This is a genomic window from Bradyrhizobium sp. AUGA SZCCT0105 (assembly GCF_018129565.1).
Taxonomy (GTDB): Bacteria; Pseudomonadota; Alphaproteobacteria; order Rhizobiales; family Xanthobacteraceae; genus Bradyrhizobium.
On sequence record NZ_JAFCMK010000011.1, the window covers coordinates 1 to 17906 of the forward strand.

A 17906-nucleotide genomic window follows, 5' to 3' on the forward strand; every position below is an offset into this window, starting at 1 on the left:
ACGCTTGACCCGGACGTCTGCGTGCAAAACTCGCAACAGTCAGCGCGCTAAAGGACACCTTCTCGCGCGTAACCTAAGCCGTTGCCGTTCACGGTGAAGTTGCCGATGGTAGCCATGTTCGTGTCCTCTTTCGTTTCTCGGGCCGCGACCATCGCGACCTCGATGGCTGTCGTTGACCGGAGGCGATTGGACCGCACCCGCAGGGCCGACACGCAGTAGAGGGCGGCCAGGGCGAGGCTTTCTTGTCTCGCGAGGAATGGGCGCGCAGCGCCCAGGGGAAGAAAGCTGAGCACGGCCGTTGCGGTCTTGAAATCGAGGCGAAGCGCAGCGACGACGGCCTTCGGTTAGACATGCCAAATCGAGGACGCATTGGGCGCGTCAGGCCGAACGATGGGGACACGATTGAGCGACAGGCACGCCACACCGTATGGCGACGGTCCCAGGCACGATGAAAGAGACCCGCGCATGCACCGCTGACGGTTTCCCCGGCCCCAGCGACTAGGCCAGGAGCCACGACGCCGATTGCAATGCCACAAGGCTCGGTCGCCGCAAGAAGACAGTCGACGCAAGGACAGACCGATATCTCGGACAGCCAGGCGACCCGCGCCGGCCTTTCTCGCCGGCATGGCTCGGTCAGGAGGTAGCAACGACCGCCATCTTCGGTCGCCGGCACACGCGTGACAATGCTCGCGAGAAAAGTCCCGCCGCGCGGCGGGGCCTTCGTGATTTGAGAAAGGTGAACGATGAAGAGCAAGCATCCGACGCCCTGACGGTCGCGCTTCACGCGGCGTTCTCAATCTCGGCCGACTTCGGTTGAAGATCGTGCAGATACGTAACGGCGCGCTGCGCGTGCGCGGCCGCGGAGAAGATGAAGCGCTTCTCGTTGCACAGCAGCTCCAACCACGATGCCACGTAACTTGCGTGATCGGTGCGCGGCTCGAGTTCGGGCACGATTCCAAGATCGGCGCTTAAAAAGCAAGCGCCCAAATCGGCACATAATTCTTCGCGCGCCATTTCGTTGCGGTCCTTGTGATAGCGGCTGAGATTTCTGTTGATCCGATGTTCCGCTCCAACCCAATGCACGGTCTCATGCGCGAGCGTCGCGTAATAACTTTCGGGGTCGCGGAAGGCTTCGAATGGCGGCATCTGGATGAGGTCGAGCGACGGAGCGAAGAAGGCCTTGTCGCCACCATGTCGGATGGTCGCGCCGGTGTTGGCGAAGAACGTGTCCACATGCGCGATGCGCTGTGCCGGCGCGATGCTGAGAGCCGGGTGCCCATAATAGTGATCAGGCAGATTCTCGATCTGGTCGACGCAGAACACCGTATAGGCGCGCAGGAACGGAACGGCCCGTTCCATTTCGTCGCCATGCTCATCTGTTTCGGTCTTCGTGATCTTGTTTGCATAGACCACCATCGTTCCGCTCTCGCCCTTCCGGACATGGCCGCCGAGTTCGAGCGATTGCTTGAAGGTCATCCAGATCGGCGACGTGAAGCCGCGCGCGACGGCTTCCGACCACAGCAGGACGACGTTGATGCCCTGATAGGGCATGCCGTTGTGGCGCAGCGGCCGCGTGATGCGCCCCGCCGCGTTGGCCGCATTCCATGGCTTGACCCAGGGACGCACACCGCGCTCCAGATCGGCAACGACACGATCTGTGATCCGCGCGTAGATATTGGCGCGCGGGTTCTCTTCCTTCCTGCTCATTTCCAGGACCTCCATTCTGGAGGCCGCGCCTGTCGCGGCCCCTCACGGGGACCGCAGCGGCGGCGCCAGGCGCTCGCGCACCCGATAGGGCCACAGCGCAGCGGAGGACGGCGAAGCCGTTGCGCGTGCGCCGCACCCGCCGCAGGACCACGGACCGGGAGGGGCCGCACTGGCGCGATGCGTGGTTTTGGTTTTGCTTGATTCCGCCAGCGACAAAAAACGGGCCGGTCTCATGACCGGCCCGCGGAGTTGCGACGTATGAAAGGCGGGGCCGAAGCCCCGCCTTGAGGGCTACTCGAATGCCGCCATCTGGGCCACGGCGGCCTTCTTGGTGACGGTTTCACCGGCGTGTTCGACCTGCCGCTCGAAAGGCTTCCAGGCCTCGCCGATGACCTGCTCGTAGGCGGCGACGGCACCCTCGGCCGCCATGCGGAGTGCGTGTGCCTGCAGGCCCATGTCGGCCGCGAACTCGCGCTTGCGCTGTGACTGGCTGTCGAAACCGACCGGACCGTCGAGGTCCTCGTCGCGCATGTCGTTGGCGAGCTTGGCGGTCGCTTCGCGCGCCTCGGTTACGGCGCGCGAGTAGAACTGGCCGGCACCGTGGGCAGATCCGACATAGGATCCGACGATGCGCTGCAGATGAATTTCCATCGCACGGTCGCTGAGCCCGTCCTTGAGGGCGTCGGCGGTCTCGACGATGAGCCGTTCGTGCAGGTCGCGGATGCCGTCGCTGTCGAGGATCGCGAGGCCGAAGCTCTCGGAGATGCGGAGCGCCTGAGGAGAGTCGGGGCAGGCTAGGTGGACCATTTCGAGGGTCGTGGCGCGGCGAAGCGGGATGACGCGGGCGGAGGCGCGAGGGGAACGGGCGGTCTTGGTCATGATGAGATCCTTTCTCGGTTTCGCCTTGGGAAGCGATCGGGCCCTTTGGCCGTCGCTCCCTCGGGTGCGGTCGACCAGAACCGGCGTCAGCGGGCCGCTTCAGGGGGCGGCGGCTGCCAAGGCGAGCATGGGCGGGTTGCGGACGAGCGGGCCTTCAGGCCTGCGAAGGACGCGGCCTCCCATGACGAGACGGCGGTCGCCGATCGCTTGCGACTTGCCCTTGAAGCGGCCCGCGGCCGGTTCAGACCGCAGCACAAACCGAGGGAGTGACGGCCAAGGGGCGAGCCCGCCGCAGAAACCGTGAGAGGTCTTGTCAGACCGCCGGGCTCTTTCGACGGCGACAGCAGTGTCCGCACACACCGCTTACGCTCCGATTGGTGCGGCCCTCCGCCTCCTCAACGCTATGCAGCAGAAACGCCATGGCGTGTCCGACACTCGGCAATCGCCTTCTCCTGCCGATCGAGCTTGCGCGTGAGAGCGTCGATCTCGCCGCGACGGGCCAAAGTGAGCTTCGCGACATGCTCCTGAAACAGACGCTCATCGGCGTTTGTCCAGCCCGATGCGGCACGGCCGTGGTGCCGACTCTTCGCCCGATCGGTGGTCGTCAGACGTTCGGCGCGTGTTGCGATCTGACGCTCTATGATGCCGAGATGGCGCTGCGTCTCGGCTTGCGCGACGTCCATGCGCGTGAGCAGGAAGCGCCGATGCGAGGGCTCGATCATCGCACCGTCCCCGTGGGCCATAAAGGGAAGGACGACTCGTCCGGCATGTAGTCATCCGGGAGCGAGACCCCGGCGATGGATGATGCAATATCGTCGCCGGCGATCGCCCAGTCGATCAGCGCCGAATTGTTGCCGGCATGCTTGCGCATATCCGGCGTCAGGATGCCGTTGAGCGCGTCGGCGATGGCGCTCTCGGGACGATGATGCGCCTGCACGAGGAGATTCACGGCGACAGGGTAGGCGGTCATGACTGAATTTCCTTTCTGTCGGCGTCGGCCGGGTAAGGTTGCGGCGCGTGGATGGAGAGACGTACGGCGCGCTTCCAGGCTTCGGAACCGGTAAAATGCTGTCTAAGCCGGGGATGCCAGACGACGAGGATAGGCGTCGCTCCGTCCTCGTCGGTGGCCGTGCGCCAGCCGAAAGCTTTGGCGATGAGGCGCCAGGGCATGGGTCACCTCCATCCGACGAAGTTGGAAGGACCGCCGTAGAGTCGGTGGCGCACCTCATTGATCACGAAGCCGAATCGGCCGACGTGATATTCGTCGGACGCCACGAGATAGCGCCGCTGCTCGGCCGCGCGGCGATCGCCGCCGAGCGTGGCGACGCATTCTGTCATCCCACGATGGTGATCGGAGCGGATGGCCGAGATCACGATCCAGTCGGAGGCGTGATCTCGCTCGAAGGCCTGGCGATCCTTCTTGTGAGATTCTCCCGGCAGAAGCGGGCGCCCGTGAATCGTCTCCCACGCGTCTGGATACCAATCGCGGATGGTTTGATCGGCGCAACGCCGTTCGTAGTCGGTGAACAATTCCGGAAGCGCTTGCGCGACAGCCGCCCACGCACAATCCTCTTCGTACCAGCCGCCACGCGCGCGAAGGGCAGGGTGGACCTTTGCATTATGCGCAGCATCGAGATGAAAGCCGCCGTGTCCGGCGGTTGAGTGCGAGATGACGCCATCGGCATAGACGGCCGCGCATTGCGAGGCGCCCCACGGCGTATTGGCGCCGGTACGGATTTCTCGACGCCCGAGAGTGGCGCGCTGGCGCTGATGCTCGGCATTCTCGTGGACGCGGGCGCGGAAGGCAGCTTCGGCCGCGAGTTCGCCGCCATGACCGTAAAAATCGGCACGTGACCATTCTTCCATCGGCCGCGACAAGAGCCCGGCCGAGGCGAGATAGTAGCGGCCGTTCGTGGCCGGCATCATCGCCAAAGCATTGTCGCGGACCTTGGCGACGAGAAGACCGTCATGAGTTCGGGTAAACAAAACCCCCGCCGAGGCGGGGGTGGGATTGTTGGCCTGATCGGAGGTTCGAGGCGCGGTCATGCTGCCCTCCCTTCGCCAGAGCCTGACGCCGCACCGTCATCGATGACCTCGTCGAACACGGCATCCGAATAGCGATGCGAAGCGAGCCAGGCTAGCGCCGCGGGGCGATCGGCTGCGAGGTGGAGGAGCTCGGCGCGCTCACCGGACCGATCGAGAACGCGCACCATGCCGGGCTTCGGCCGTTCCACGATGGTGAAGGTTAACGGCGAACTTGCGGAAAAGGTCTTGAAGACCTTGAGCACCACGACGCCGGCACTGCCAAAGTCGCCCTGGTGCAGAGTGAAGCTCGCCGGTGTCGTGTGGTTGCCGCTCGTATGAGGCTCGACTTTGCGGACGAGGCGTCCGCCATTGTTGTTGTTCTCCCAAGCCACAAGCTTGTGTTTGAATCGCTGCGGCGGCCGCGGCGTGCCGTCCGAACAGCGGATGAGCGCGCCGATCGGCGCTTGGTCGTAGATCGATTGCGCAGACATGATATCCTCCTGTCGGTGATGGAGAAACAGAACCGCCGCCAGCTCGAAGCCGGCGGCGGAGATCGTTCGAAGGGGCCGGACCGCCGTTATTCCGCAGCTTCGGCGAAGCCAGTGGGCGTGTCGTCTTCCGCATCCGTGTCCTCGGCTTGCACGTCGGACGCTTCCGACGGCCTGTCGCGTTCATCGTCCGGATCGGTGTTGCCGGAGAAGCGCCCAACCCACGTCGTGACGTTCTCAAGCGGCGGGGCGAACAGCGCGCTCGGATGGACGAACTGGCCATCGGCGAAGTGCTTCACGAGCTCGGCCCTGGTGTCCTTCGCGCGCGGGCGAGGCAGGATGGACGTGCCGGCGCAGGCGCCCTCGAGTGCGGGACGCGAGAGGCAGGATAGAAATTCCTCCGTGCCCATGTTCGGCAGGAAGGCGTCCGCGCGAATCGCTTCGCCGGCGATGCGCGCGACAACGCCGCTGTCCGAGCGGTTCTCACGGCACGAAAGGACATCGCTCAGGACAGAACGGCCGACCTGGTGCAGGGTCTCCCGGTCGAAGTCGAGCTTGCCCTCCTGGGAGATGAGCCGGACGACGTGCCGCTCGACCCGTGCATGGCCGTAGGGATTGTCCGATGCACCCGAGGCAATGCTGACGTTCTGACCGGCGAAGGCAAGAACGAGCAGGGCAAGAAGAGTGTCCTCCTCAATCGGCGCACGGCCGAGCGCTTCGTGCAGCGCATCGGTGCGAATGTCGCCGATCATCTCGCGCCCCTTGCGCGTCACGTCTGGCCTTGGCTTCGCCACCGCGGCTGCGTCGTCGCCTCCAGCCGGGGCGCCCTTGGTCTTCTTGTCCGGCTTCGGGACCCGATAGGCGACCGTCTCGACCTTGCCACTACGGTCGAGGTACATGCCGACGTGGTCGGATTTGCCAGGCTTGCCATACACGCGCTCAGCCTTGGGCGGCAGTTTCGGCTGGCCCCACTCGTTGACCTCAATGATGGCGCCACGCTTCGGCAGATGATTGGCCATCCATTCGTGCTGGGCGCCGAGAAAGGCCTCGACGTCGGTCGAGTAGCGGCTGTCTTCGTTGGCCGGCGCGAACAGATCCTCCTGCCAGACGATGCCGTAGGCCTTGGCGAGATCATCGTCGAAGCTCGCATCGCGCGCGTACATCCGGATGCGCGTCAAAGCCCGCGCGACGTCATTCCAGGAGACGGTCGGCTGGCCCTTCTTCGGCTTATGCTTTTTCCAGACCTCGCCCTGTTCCTCGTCGGTCGCGGCAGCGATAATGCGCAACTGTTGTTCGCTCGGCATATCGCCGCGAGCCATTTGGTCGAGCATCGCCGGCAGGACGTTCGCGAGGAGTCGCAGCTTGCGGACCTGGCGCACGGACTGGGCGAGCGCGATGGCGATCGATTCCTCCGTCCAGCCGAGCCCGACCAACCGCTCGATCGAACGCCACAGATCGACCGGGTTCATGCCCTCGCGCGCGACATTCTCGACGATGGCGCGCAGCGCATCCTTGTCCGTCTCGGGATCGGCGACGAGCACCTCGATCTCCGCCAGCTCCGCGGCGATCGCCTGCGAAACGCGGCGATGCCCGTATTGAATGTAATAGCCGTTGCCGCCGTCCTGCTGCGGCGAGATGATCGGGGGCTGCACGATGCCGACTGCCTTAATCGTGGCGAGCAGGAGCGCGTCGGCCTGCGGTGCCGCAGCCGTACGCCGCGTTGGATCCGGATTGGGCTTAAGCGCGCGCGGATCGATCGTTATCAGTCTCATGAACCTTCTCCATTTCAGGGGTTGTGGACCGCGTTTTCCTGGCGGTCCCTCTCGTCTTCTTTCCGAAGACCCTCATCCACCCCGCGGAGCGGCCGGGGCGGCGCAACTGCCGGCGAGCAGCCCTGCCCGGCAGGCGTGAGCGGGGCGCGTCAGCGCGCCTTGCGAGCGCGCCGTGGCCGGGATCGCGAGGCGGTCGGTTGAGCGTTAGCGGCGCTGATCTGGCCGCTCTGCGAGGAGGTTTTCTTTTCGCTTCCTCATGCCGCCAGGCTGTCCACCTGCTTTTTCAGATTGGGATCGCTGACGGCAAGCTCGGCTTCAATCGCGGCAAGCTCGTCATGCTTCAGATCGAGTTCGGCCTCGAAGGCAAAGGCCTCTCCCACGCGGGCGCCGTAAGTGGCGAGGCGCCGGCGCGCGTCAGTCAGGCGATTCCGATACGCCTCCTGCTCGCCCTCAAGGTTGGAGAGCGCGTGTTCGAGGCGGACGACAGCGCCGAGCGGCGTGACGGTCATGCCGAGCTCGATCTCGAAGCTGGCGCCTGTGCGCGCCAGCGTGGTCGTGTAGATGTAGCCCTCACGTCCGACACGACGCCCCTCGAAAGAGCGATCGAATCCACCGATCGAGGCGATGACGATTTCCTTCTCGTGCTGGAGCTGCACGAGTGTCAGGATCTCCTGCATGAGGGCGCGCCCGGCGAGCTTGCGCTCCGTAAAAAGCGTCCCTTTCACACTCATGGCGAAGGCGTCGCCGGTCGTCGGCTTCAACCGCGCGATATCGCGTCCGATCTCATCGATACGCCGGGTGGCGCGCTCGATCTCACGCTCGGCGTCACGAACCTGTCGACGGATGGCGTGTTGGTTATCGATATGGGCGGCGCGCAGCCTCTCGAGGCGCGCGATCTCGGCTTCAAGTCCCGCCTTCTGCATCAGGCGCGGATCGCCTGAGGCGATGGCTTTCGCCATGGCGAACTGGTTCGCCTGGCCCTCGCCAAGGTCCTCGAGGCGGCGAACACTGGTATCACCCGACAATGCGGCCGCGATGAACCGCGCCTTCCTCTCATTGTTTTGCCACATCGTGGCATCGAGCGACCCGAGCGTCGCATAGGCGAAGACATCGACCTCGTCGTGCTGGTTGCCTTGCCGGACGATCCGGCCCTCTCGCTGTTCGATCTGCGAGGGCAGCCACGGCACGTCGAGATGATGCAAGGCCTTCAGCCGTGGCTGCACATTGACGCCCGTGCCCATGGTGTCAGACGAGCCGATGATGAAACGGACCTTGCCCGCATTGAAGTCGTTGAACAGGCGCTGCTTCGCCTCGGATTTCTTGAAGTCCTGCATGTAGGCGATCTCTGACGCCGGCACGCCGAGACGAACGAGCTCATTCCTAATCCAACGATAGGCCGAGAAGCCGCGCGTGGCCTCGACCGAGAGGGTGCCGAGGTCCGAGAAGATGAGCTGGCCTGCGCCAGGTTTATCGAAGGGCTGGCCATCCTTGCGACGATAGGTGCTCGCGCCGGTCTCGGTCCAGACGCGGAAGGCGTTGACGACGAGGGCGTTGAGCTTGTTTCCGGCTTCATTGCCCTGAGCCGGATCGACCAGCCGCAGGTCGATCGCAGCGTGTCGGCCGTCGGTGATGACCGAGAGCAGTATGTCGTCGCCGGGCTCCGGCGCCCGGTCGCGTTCTTCGATCGCGGTGATGCGCTCGTCGAGCAGGCGCTGGTAAGCCTTGAAGGCCGCCGTCGGCTCCGCGGTGATGATCTGGCGCTTGCCGCCGGCGATGCTCGGGACCTTCACAAAGCCGCGCAGGTCCTCCGGCAGCACCACGTCGGCAAAGGAGCGGAACATGGCGATGAGTTCGGGGACGTTGACGAACTGCGCGAAGCGCGTCACCGGCCGGTACTTGCCCGAGGGCTGGAGCTCCAACTCGGTCGACGTGTCGCCGAAGGTGGACGCCCATGCGTCGAACTCATGCAGACCACGCTCGCGCAGCGCCGCGTGGTCCATCAGCCGCTGCACGGTGAACATTTCGCCAAGCGTGTTGGTAATCGGCGTGCCGGACGCGAGTACGAGTGCGCGGCCGGGGTTCTTCATGTCGACGTAGCGGGATTTCACATAGAGGTCCCAGGCCCGTTGCGAGCCATTCGGATCGACGCCGCGCAAGGACGTCATGTTGGTGGCGAAGGAGAGCTTGCGGAATTCCTGGGCCTCGTCGACGATGATCTGGTCGACGCCGATTTCGGAGATGGTGAGAAGGTCGTCCTTGCGCGAGGCCAGCGCCTCCAGCCGCTCCTTGTGGCCCTCTTTCATGCGCTCGACGCGCTTGCGCGAAAGCCGGTCCTGCGAGTCGATGCGGGTGAGCAGCTCTTCATACGCCTCCAGCTCGTCCTGCAGCATCTCCTGCTCGAACGCAGACGGAACCGGAATGAACTTGAAGGCGGAATGGGTGATGATGATCGCATCCCAGTTCGCGGTCGCCGCGCGCGACAGGAAACGATGCCGCTTCTCCCTCACGAAATTGGTCTCGTCGGCGACCAGGATACGGGCATTGGGATAGAGCGCCAGGAACTCGCGCGCCGCCTGCGCAAGGCAGTGGCCCGGCACGACAAGCATGGCCTTGTTGATTAGGCCGAGCCGGCGCTGCTCCATGATCGCGGCCGCGATCGACAGCGTCTTGCCGGCGCCGACGGCGTGGGCGACGTACGTACTTCCGGAGGAGATGATGCGCCAGATGGCACGCTTCTGGTGCCCATAAAGAGAAAAGGCGCCAGAGGCGCCCGGAAGCTTGAGATGCGATCCGTCGAAGTGACGGGGCACGATGTTGTTGAAGGTGTCGTTGTAGAGCCGCGCCAGGCGATCGGTGCGATCCGGATCTGACCAGATCCAAGTCTGGAACGCGCTCTTGATCTTGGCGAGCTTCTCCTTCGCCGCCTCGGTCTCGACCGTATTGAGGATGCGCCGCTCGCTGTCACCCTCCTTCACGATGTCAAAGATCTGCGGGATCGACGAGTTCAGCGCGTCCGAGAGGAGCTCTCCGGCATGGCGGCGATGCGTGCCCCATTCCGTCGTGCCCGCGGCCGTCCACGACAGTTGCCGCGCATTCACCGTCCAGCAGGCGAGTTCGGCCGTGTGGTGGATCGTGATGTCGGCATCCATCGTCTCCTTGACGAAGGCGATGATGTCGGCTGCGGGAATCCAGGGCGCGCCGAGGCGGGCGGTGATGTCGGAGGGCCGCAGATCAGGCGGCTGAACCCGCTCGAGCGCCGCGACGTTGCGGGCGAACGACGGGTCGAGCTCGGCGGCGGCGCGTGCCGCGGCAAGCTTGGAGCGCACCGCGCCGGAGAGATAAGCGTCCGCCGTCTGCCAGGCGCCGCTTTCCGGATCGCGAAAGATGGCATCGCCAAGTTCCTCAATCGCAGCATCGACATTGCCGTGCAAAAGCTCGGCGACGTGTTCCGGGTCGACGGTGCCGCGCTCGTTGAGCACCACAGCGAGCGCATCGATCGCCGAGGTGATGACCGGCGCCGACGGCGGTGCGATCACGCGCTCGGTGAAGATCGGCCCAGGCTTGGCGGTATTCGTTTCGAGGCCATAATCCTCGATCGACGCGACCAGCCAACAGTCGGGATCGTCCGCAAAGGGGGCAAGGTTCGGTCGGCGGTGCGTCTCGCGCGCCTCGCCGGTTTCTTCGTCCTCGACGGACGACACGACCGTGGTGTTGATTGGTCCGAAATCCCGAACGAAGGAGCTCCAGGCAATGCGAAGCCGGATCTGCGACTGGTTCCAGGACTGATCCGCCTCCTGGGTCTTGAGGATTTCGCGCACGGCATCGCGAATCGGGATCAGCTTGCGGATGAGGCGCGCATGCTTCTCGAAGATGCCGGCGGCCGACCGGCTCTTCTTGACCTTGATGGTGGCGGCCGTGCCATCGATCATCTGCATCAGGGCGCCGTTCGACCCGATGAAGTAGCTGCCATCGCGGACCGAGGAACCGTACTCCTCACGTGTTCCGCGAACAGCCGCCTCGCAATCATCCGGACCGATCGCCTCCGGCGTCCCATCGTAAACCGCTTGCGGCAGATGGAGGATCGCGGCCGCGAGCGCCTCGTCCAGATCGGTGTCTGCGCGCGGCAGGCAAGTGTAGGCTTCGCCGTACGGGCCCGAAGCGAGAGCGTGTGTGCCGAGCACCATCTCCGGATGCTCGGCGAAATACCGGTTGATCCGGATCGCTCCCTCATCGGTCCCGGCGCGGACCTCGGCGAGATCGAGCCACGCATTATCACCGGCGGATTCCGCGTCGAAGCGCTTCCGAAAGAACAGGACGTCGACGACGACGTCGGTGCCGGCGTCGGCGCGAAAACTACCCTCCGGCAGGCGGATTGCGCCGACGAGATCGGCCATCGCGGCGAAGTGTTGGCGTGCGGACGCATCCGTCTTGTCCATTGTGCCAGAGGAGGTGACAAACGCGGCAAGCCCGCCGCGCTTGAGACGATCGATCGACTTCGCGATGAAGTAGTCATGCAGGCGCAAGCCGAGCGCGCGGTAGGCACGATCGCTGCGAACGGTGCGGTCGGAAAAGGGCGGGTTGCCGATCGCGAGGTCGAAGTGCGGCTTCAGCTCGGCTCGGGCAAAATCCTCGTTGAGGATCTTGGCGCGTGGCTGCAGGAGTTCCGCGATCCGGGCAGTCACCGGGTCGAGCTCCACGCCGGTGATGTGGCAGAAGTCGCGCAGCCCTGCCGGCATCAACGCGGGGAAAAGACCGCTGCCGATACCGGGTTCAAGCACGCGGCCGCCGCGGAAGCCAAGCCTCTGTACAGCCGTCCAGATCGCGCGGACGATGTATTCCGGTGTGAAATGGGCGTACTGGGTGCAGCGGGCGAGCGAGGCGTAGGACCCGGCGTCCACAAGGCCCTCGAGCTCCCCACCGATCTCCTCCCAGCCTTTCCGGAACGCGTCCTCGCCCGGGCGCCGGAAGACGCCGTTGGCGAGCTCGGACGCGCCGAAGCCAGTGAATCGAATGAGGTGTGCCTGTTCGTCCGACGTCGCCTGCCGGCCTTCGGCCTCGATCGCCGCTGCAAGCCGAATCGCTGCGAGATTATCCCGCGCGCGATCGCGCCAACTCTTCGCAAGCCCACGATTCCCAATGAGGTGAAAATTCTTACCCTGGGTCGGCGCCGGCGTCGAAGGAGACGACGCAACCGAACGACGATCTGGTGTTGGCGACGACCGGGCGTGATCGTTATCGTCGACTTCAATGGGCGTAGGGAAGGCCGACACGCCAAGCCCGAGGCCGGACGCCAGCGAGGTGTTGCCGAAGAGATCGAGGGTGAAGGGATCATTATGCGCCATAGAAGAATCTCCTTGTGATAGAGGCGCGTGCCGTCCTCCCGCCGGGCAGGCAGGCGATAGCGTTCGCATCGGGTTGGTGGAGCGACCGGGCGATCTGCCGGCGCCAGAAAAGCGAAGCCCGGCGCTTGGCCGGGCGTGTCGCAGTGCATCAGGGGACGCCGCCTATGGGCGGTCCGTGGACGTGGGGACTTGGCGAGCGGCGGCCGCCTTGGCGGCCTCGTTCCAGAACTCTTCAAGGATGTCAGTTGTAGACCGGTAGCGGATAGCATCGGCCGTGATGAGCATCACACTGCCGCCGAAGCCGTCCGGCCGCATCTTCGTGCAGGTAAACGCGGTTGTGACCACAATCTCGTTGATCGCGGCTGAACGGCGTGTGATGTCCTGAAATATCTGATCCCAGCCGGTGTCGGAGTCGGTGAGATCGACGTCGATGTCGTCGGGCGGATCGCCGCCGGCGTCTGCGTCGTATCGCGCGAGCAGCGCGATGACGTGGTTGCCTATCCTGCTTTCGCCCTGTTCGTGCGAAGCCGCGCAAGCAGTCCGCAAATCATCGACGGACAGGGTGACGAAGTCACTCGGGCCGCACCAAGAATGATAGTAGATGCCGCCCTCCTCATTCTCGGCGTCGAAGACGAGGTCGAGGATCAGGCGCTCCAACGGTGTCATGTCCGCCGCCGGGATGTTCGGCTGGACAACGGTCGGGAAGTGATAGTCTGCCATGACATCCTCCCTCAGGCCGCAAGTTGCGGAAGATGCCGCAGTTGAACCGGCAGCTTTTCCGCGATCTCCTGCTCGGTCAGATCGTCGAGCAGCTTCAGCACCGTGCCCTCCCGGCCGGCATAGACCAGCACGGTGCGCCTGCCTTGAAGCGCGGCGGGCCAGCGCTTGCCGGCATAGCCGCGATAATCATCGTGGGTGCTCGACCAGATGTGATCGAGGCGTTCTTCGCGCGTCATGGCGCGGACCGGCCGCGATTCGCGCTCGATGATCGCCGCCTTGGTGCGATCCGGAGAGGCCTTGTCCGAAAGATCGCAATAGCTGTGGAAGAAACGCTTGCGGCCGTCGATCGAGGGCGAGAAGAAGACGCCGGTGACGCTGCCGGTCAGGTATTCGCGCATCGCGAACATGTCGGGCCGCATGAACAGCGGCGGCAGGATCTCGAACATATAATCGTGGTCGGCTTCGCTGATCTCGAACCACTCACCGGCGAAGAGATGGCCGGTATCGCCGTCGGCCATGGTCGGATTGCCACGATGGCGGTTGAACATGCGGTACATGTCATGGCGTGTCGCAACGCCCTCGAAGATTTTGCGGATTGTCGGGGAGGTGTGCATCGGCGGCTCCTCTTGGCCTGGCCGGGCTGAAGCGCGCGGGATCCGCCTGATCTCCTCATCACTTCAGTCCTTCGTCACACCTCCTCGGCAGCCGCCTCTCCGGTCCGGCGGGTCAAGGGCCGCGGCACGCGGGCGAAGCTTCACCCTTGACGCGCCGGCCGGGCATGCGGCAGCGGGTTTTCGGTTTTCCCGTTCTCCCCATCTCGGACCCTATCTGCACGCTCACATCGCCTTTTGCTTTTCCGTCGCGGTCGGCGCTTGCAGGGCGGGGTTCCGGCGCGAGGATCTCCAATCGCGGGTCGCGATGGGGAACGGCTTGCCCGTTGACCCGCGGGTCGCCGCGTCCAACAGATCACCGACCGATGCGGCGATCGCCACGCGCGATGCAGCAGGGTCTTCAGATGCGGCAGACGTGATCGATGCGCCTTCGGCGCGGCGTGGCTCGCTTAATCCGGGTCGCGCTCGCCGGCGAGAAGGGCTTCCGCCAAGGCGATCGCTGGCTGCGCGCGGTCAAGCCAGAAGGCGCGGTCAGGCTTTTCGATGTCGCCTTGGCCCGCGAGAACCTTGATGAGCCCGAGCAGCACCTCGAAGTGCAGGGCGATGCGCTGCGGCGTCTCGGCATAGTGGGACAAAATCGGCTGCGCAGCGCCGCTGTAGGCGGCGCTTTCGCCGGCCCAGATGCCGGTCACACAGGTTTCGCCAGCGGACTCGTGGTCGTGTTTCTCGTCAGACCAATCGTCGTCGTCGATGGCAAGGCGGCAGGCCTCGTCAATGCTCGCGGCCTCATAGGTCTGGTGACGATAGACCGGCAAGCGATAGGTTGTCTCGATCGTGAATAGAGGCATGGCTGGGCGCCTTTCCGTTGGGTGTTGCAAACACCCTCAGGGCGGCCGCCTCTCCGGTCCGGAGGGTCAAGGGCCGCGGAACGCGGGCGAAGCTTCACCCTTGACGCGCTGGCCGGGCATGCGGCAACGGCTTGTTCACCCGTTTTCTGCGACCAGCTCTTTCTCCAGTCTCTTGACCAGCGCCTTCAGATCCTCGTTCCAATCGCCGGCGCGCGGTCGCGATCGCGCATACCCCGCGCTCGCTTCCGCCGCGATGGCACGAACACGATCGGCATAGACGTCGCCCTGCCGATTGTTGTCGGTTGCTGCCACGAGCCGGACGTTGGGGCGCTTGGCCAAGCCGCGGATGGCTGCATCCGTCGCCGGAGACCAGCCGCCGCCCGTGCTTACATAAAGGGTGTCGGGGCGCAGGTCCTCGATCGCGGCGACGCTCATGGCATCGATGGCCGCCTCAGTGATGCAGATTCGCTCGGACCCGGCCGGCCCGAAGCGAAAGAGTTCCTTGGCGCCGGCGGTGGCGAAGCCGCGCCATTCCGGTCCACGCTCCTCCCAGCCTGTGAGGGCACCAGTAGAATCGCTATGCGCCGCCCACATGCTGCCTTGGGGACCCTCTCGCAACCGATCGCAGGCGACCACCTGCTTCAGGATGTCCGCCGGCAGCCCGCGCTCGCGGGTCAGATAGCGCCAGGCCGGCGAGCCGGGGCTCGGCTTGAAGCGGTGCCTCCACCGTTCTGCAACAGACGCAAGGGTCTTCGGCCTTGCCGGGCGCTGCCACGCAGGTGTGCTGGGAACGAAGCCAACCACATCCGCAACGTGGTCGCACGCTTCGACGAAACCACCGGCGCCGAGGTGTTCGGCAAGCGAAAACACGTCCCCTTTCGCCGGCGACAAGGGATCGAACCAGCCGCGGCCTTGGTGGATGACGATGACGATGTTCCTGTCGCGTCGATATTTGATTGCACGGCGGGTGCTTGCCTTGACGTCGACCTTCCAGCCGGCTTTCTCCAGCAGGGCCGCGCAGCCGACCTTTTCGCGCAGTTCTTCGATTTCTCTCTTGTCCATTTGTCTGCACCGGACTCGCGCAGGCGACGTCCGGCCCTTTCTTCTGTTGGTCTCACTTGTTCCTAGCTTTGCGGAACATCCCCGACCGGCCGCGAAGCCTGCCGAATGCAAGGGCGCGCTGACCAACCGTCAATCGCCGCATCTGGTGCGCGGCGAAGCCTCCCTTGCAGCCGGCAAGGCGCCAGCGGCAGCCGGTCACCCGGCTCAATGAGCCGGGGACCAGGGATCGTATTCATGAACGATGGCATCTTGCCCGCCGTCATATTCGCTGGAAACCATCACACCGAATTCGTTCTCAACCTGGAAAAGGATGACCGGTACCATCAGCGTGCGGGCGAGATCGAAGGCGTGATTCTGAGCGAGGGTGAGATTGTGCGACATTGAAAGGCTCCCGTCTTGGGGCGGGGACCATCCCCGCTCGACAGGCGCCGACGTGTTCGGGGGCGGCCGCGGTCACCTCGCAGGCGAAGCCGAAGAGGTCGCACGCTTGCGTAGCGAACCCCTTGCGGGTTGATCGTAGAAGGCCGTACCGGAACCAAGGAAAGCCCATTCGAGAGCGGGGCTGGTCCTTCCCCGGAAGCATGGTGTGCCGAACCGCACATCTTCCGTCACGCGGGTTCTTGCCGGCGTGATCGAGACGCGAGAACAAGTGTCATCCTTTGTTGAAGCAGCCAGGGCGGGGTTAGTGCCTGCGACGAGCAGATCAGCTTGACAGGCGTAGGTTCGGCTTTGTCGCGGTGAGAGTAGAGCTCGTTTGATTTGCTCTACTGGGTCGCTGCTGGCCGACCATGGTGTGAATATGAAGCCAATATCGGCGCTTAGGCTGATCGGCGTGGCAAGTGGTCGTGTTCGGCGAGGTCGAAGAAGCGGGTGAACTCGCCTTGAAACGTCATGGCCACTGTGCCGGTCGGACCGTGCCGCTGCTTCGCAATAATGACTTCCGCTTTGCCGCGAGCATCTCTCATCTCGGCTTCCCAAGCGAGGTACTCGTCGGCGCCGACCTTGGGCGCCTTGTTTTTGAGATAATATTCTTCACGAAACACAAACAATACGACGTCGGCATCTTGTTCAATCGAGCCGGATTCGCGAAGATCTGAAAGTTGCGGGCGCTTTTCGTCGCGGTTTTCCACCAAACGTGAAAGCTGCGATAACGCAATGACCGGCACATTCAGTTCTTTGGCCAGCGCCTTTAACCCGGACGTGATCTCAGTGATCTCCTGCACGCGGTTCTGCGAAGCACGCTGTGACTTGCCCTGCATAAGCTGAATGTAGTCGACGATAATGAGGTTTAATCCTCGTTGCCGCTTCAGGCGGCGGGCGCGGGCGGCGAGTTGGGCGATGGAGAGGGCGCCGGTTTGGTCGATGAAGAGGGGAAGGCGGCGCATTTTCTGGCGGCAATCAAGCAGCTTCCCGAAAGCTGTCTCGTCGATTTCGCCACGCCTGATATCGGAGGAGGGGATCTCCGTCTGCTCAGAGATTACGCGAGTGGCAAGCTGCTCCGAGGACATCTCGAGCGAGAAGAAAGCAACGATGCCACCAGCCACGGATCTTGCCGAGCCGTCGACTTGCTGCGTCGCGTCGTAGGCGCTGGCGACATTGAACGCGATGTTGGTGGCTAAAGATGTCTTCCCCATGCCGGGTCTGCCGGCGATGATGATGAGGTCTGTTGGCTGAAGACCTCCCATTTTGGCATCCAGGTCCTTGAGATCCGTTGCAAGGCCAGAAAGCCTGCCATCGGACTGGTACGCTTGTGCGGCTCTATCAATGGCGCTGTCGAGTGCGCTCTCGAACGTTTCGAAGCCCCCGCCATAACGCCCCGTTTCGGCGATTTTGTACAGAAGCTGCTCGGCATGCTGAATCTGATCTGCTGGAGCGCAATCGATGGGCGCTTCAAATGCGCCATTGAGCATATCCTCGGCGATTTTGATCAACTCACGTCGCACCGCAAGATCGTAGACAGTCCGACCGTAATCGATCGCGTTGATGATCGTCGTCGCTTCCGCGGCCAAGCGGGCGAGATACTGCGCAATAGACATTCCGGCAATGTCGAGAGTCACAGGAAGGAAGGTCTTAAGGGTGATCGGATTGGCAACTTTGTTTGAGCGGATCAGCTCGCTCGTCACCTCAAATATGCTGCCGTGCAACGGCTCAAAGAAATGGTTAGCCTTCAGGAAATCCGCAACCCGATGAAAGGCGTCATTGTTGATCAGCATGGCGCCGAGCAGCGCTTGCTCAGCTTCGATGTTGTGCGGCGGCTCGCGATAGGGTGGAGCCTCCAACGATTTCAGTTTGAATGCTGCTTCTGACACGTTTGTCCGTCCGCCGATCCGATGGTTGAAGTGCAGGATCTACGAAGAACAAATGATCATGCGGGGCATGGGCGACGAATCGCCCCCCAAGAGTAAGCTTAACGCCAATGTAGGTAAAACCAATCGATTCGCACCCTTCCAGA

The 17906-nt window shown here is 63.8% G+C and carries 15 protein-coding genes; all 15 read right to left on the bottom strand.

What is annotated here, in order from left to right; all coding sequences use genetic code 11:
• Positions 1-780 precede the first annotated feature (780 nt).
• Complete coding sequence (locus JQ573_RS34300) at positions 781-1707, bottom strand: ArdC family protein (protein WP_212319327.1); 927 nt, start codon at positions 1705-1707, stop codon at positions 781-783.
• A gap of 291 nt (positions 1708-1998) precedes the next feature.
• On the bottom strand, positions 1999-2586 hold the full coding sequence (locus tag JQ573_RS34305) for a hypothetical protein (RefSeq protein ID WP_212319325.1): 588 nt from the start codon (positions 2584-2586) through the stop codon (positions 1999-2001).
• 401 nt (positions 2587-2987) lie between these two features.
• On the bottom strand, positions 2988-3308 hold the full coding sequence (locus JQ573_RS34310; RefSeq protein ID WP_212319323.1) for a hypothetical protein: 321 nt from the start codon (positions 3306-3308) through the stop codon (positions 2988-2990).
• On the bottom strand, positions 3305-3556 hold the full coding sequence (locus JQ573_RS34315) for a hypothetical protein (protein WP_212319321.1): 252 nt from the start codon (positions 3554-3556) through the stop codon (positions 3305-3307). The genes JQ573_RS34310 and JQ573_RS34315 overlap by 4 nt, the downstream gene beginning before the upstream one ends.
• Entirely contained in the window at positions 3553-3756 is a 204-nt protein-coding gene (locus JQ573_RS34320; protein ID WP_212319319.1) for a hypothetical protein, read from the bottom strand. Before JQ573_RS34320 ends, JQ573_RS34315 begins: the two co-directional genes overlap by 4 nt.
• Positions 3757-3759: 3 nt before the next feature.
• A complete protein-coding gene (locus JQ573_RS34325; RefSeq protein WP_212319317.1) occupies positions 3760-4632 on the bottom strand; it encodes a DUF7007 domain-containing protein in 873 nt (290 codons plus the stop codon).
• Positions 4629-5102, bottom strand: coding sequence for a hypothetical protein (locus tag JQ573_RS34330; protein WP_212319315.1), 474 nt, complete (start codon positions 5100-5102; stop codon positions 4629-4631). The genes JQ573_RS34325 and JQ573_RS34330 overlap by 4 nt, the downstream gene beginning before the upstream one ends.
• 86 nt (positions 5103-5188) lie before the next feature.
• Positions 5189-6871 (bottom strand): ParB N-terminal domain-containing protein, encoded by a 1683-nt coding sequence (locus JQ573_RS34335; protein WP_212319313.1) that lies wholly within the window; start codon positions 6869-6871, stop codon positions 5189-5191.
• Between the two features lie 254 nt (positions 6872-7125).
• A complete protein-coding gene (locus tag JQ573_RS34340) occupies positions 7126-12213 on the bottom strand; it encodes a helicase-related protein (RefSeq protein WP_212319311.1) in 5088 nt (1695 codons plus the stop codon).
• Positions 12214-12375: 162 nt separating this feature from the next.
• On the bottom strand, positions 12376-12933 hold the full coding sequence (locus tag JQ573_RS34345; protein WP_212319309.1) for a hypothetical protein: 558 nt from the start codon (positions 12931-12933) through the stop codon (positions 12376-12378).
• Between the two features lie 11 nt (positions 12934-12944).
• Positions 12945-13547: a DUF1419 domain-containing protein gene (locus tag JQ573_RS34350; protein ID WP_212319307.1), complete on the bottom strand. Its 603-nt coding sequence runs from the start codon at positions 13545-13547 to the stop codon at positions 12945-12947.
• A gap of 446 nt (positions 13548-13993) precedes the next feature.
• Positions 13994-14392, bottom strand: coding sequence for a hypothetical protein (locus JQ573_RS34355; protein WP_212319305.1), 399 nt, complete (start codon positions 14390-14392; stop codon positions 13994-13996).
• A 135-nt stretch (positions 14393-14527) separates the two neighbouring features.
• Positions 14528-15454 carry a DUF3991 and toprim domain-containing protein gene (locus JQ573_RS34360; RefSeq protein ID WP_212319303.1) on the bottom strand — a complete coding sequence of 309 codons (927 nt, stop codon included), beginning with the start codon at positions 15452-15454 and terminating at the stop codon, positions 14528-14530.
• A gap of 204 nt (positions 15455-15658) precedes the next feature.
• Positions 15659-15835: a hypothetical protein gene (locus JQ573_RS34365; protein ID WP_212319301.1), complete on the bottom strand. Its 177-nt coding sequence runs from the start codon at positions 15833-15835 to the stop codon at positions 15659-15661.
• 437 nt (positions 15836-16272) lie between these two features.
• Entirely contained in the window at positions 16273-17763 is a 1491-nt protein-coding gene (locus JQ573_RS34370; protein WP_212319300.1) for a replicative DNA helicase, read from the bottom strand.
• Positions 17764-17906: the final 143 nt, after the last annotated feature.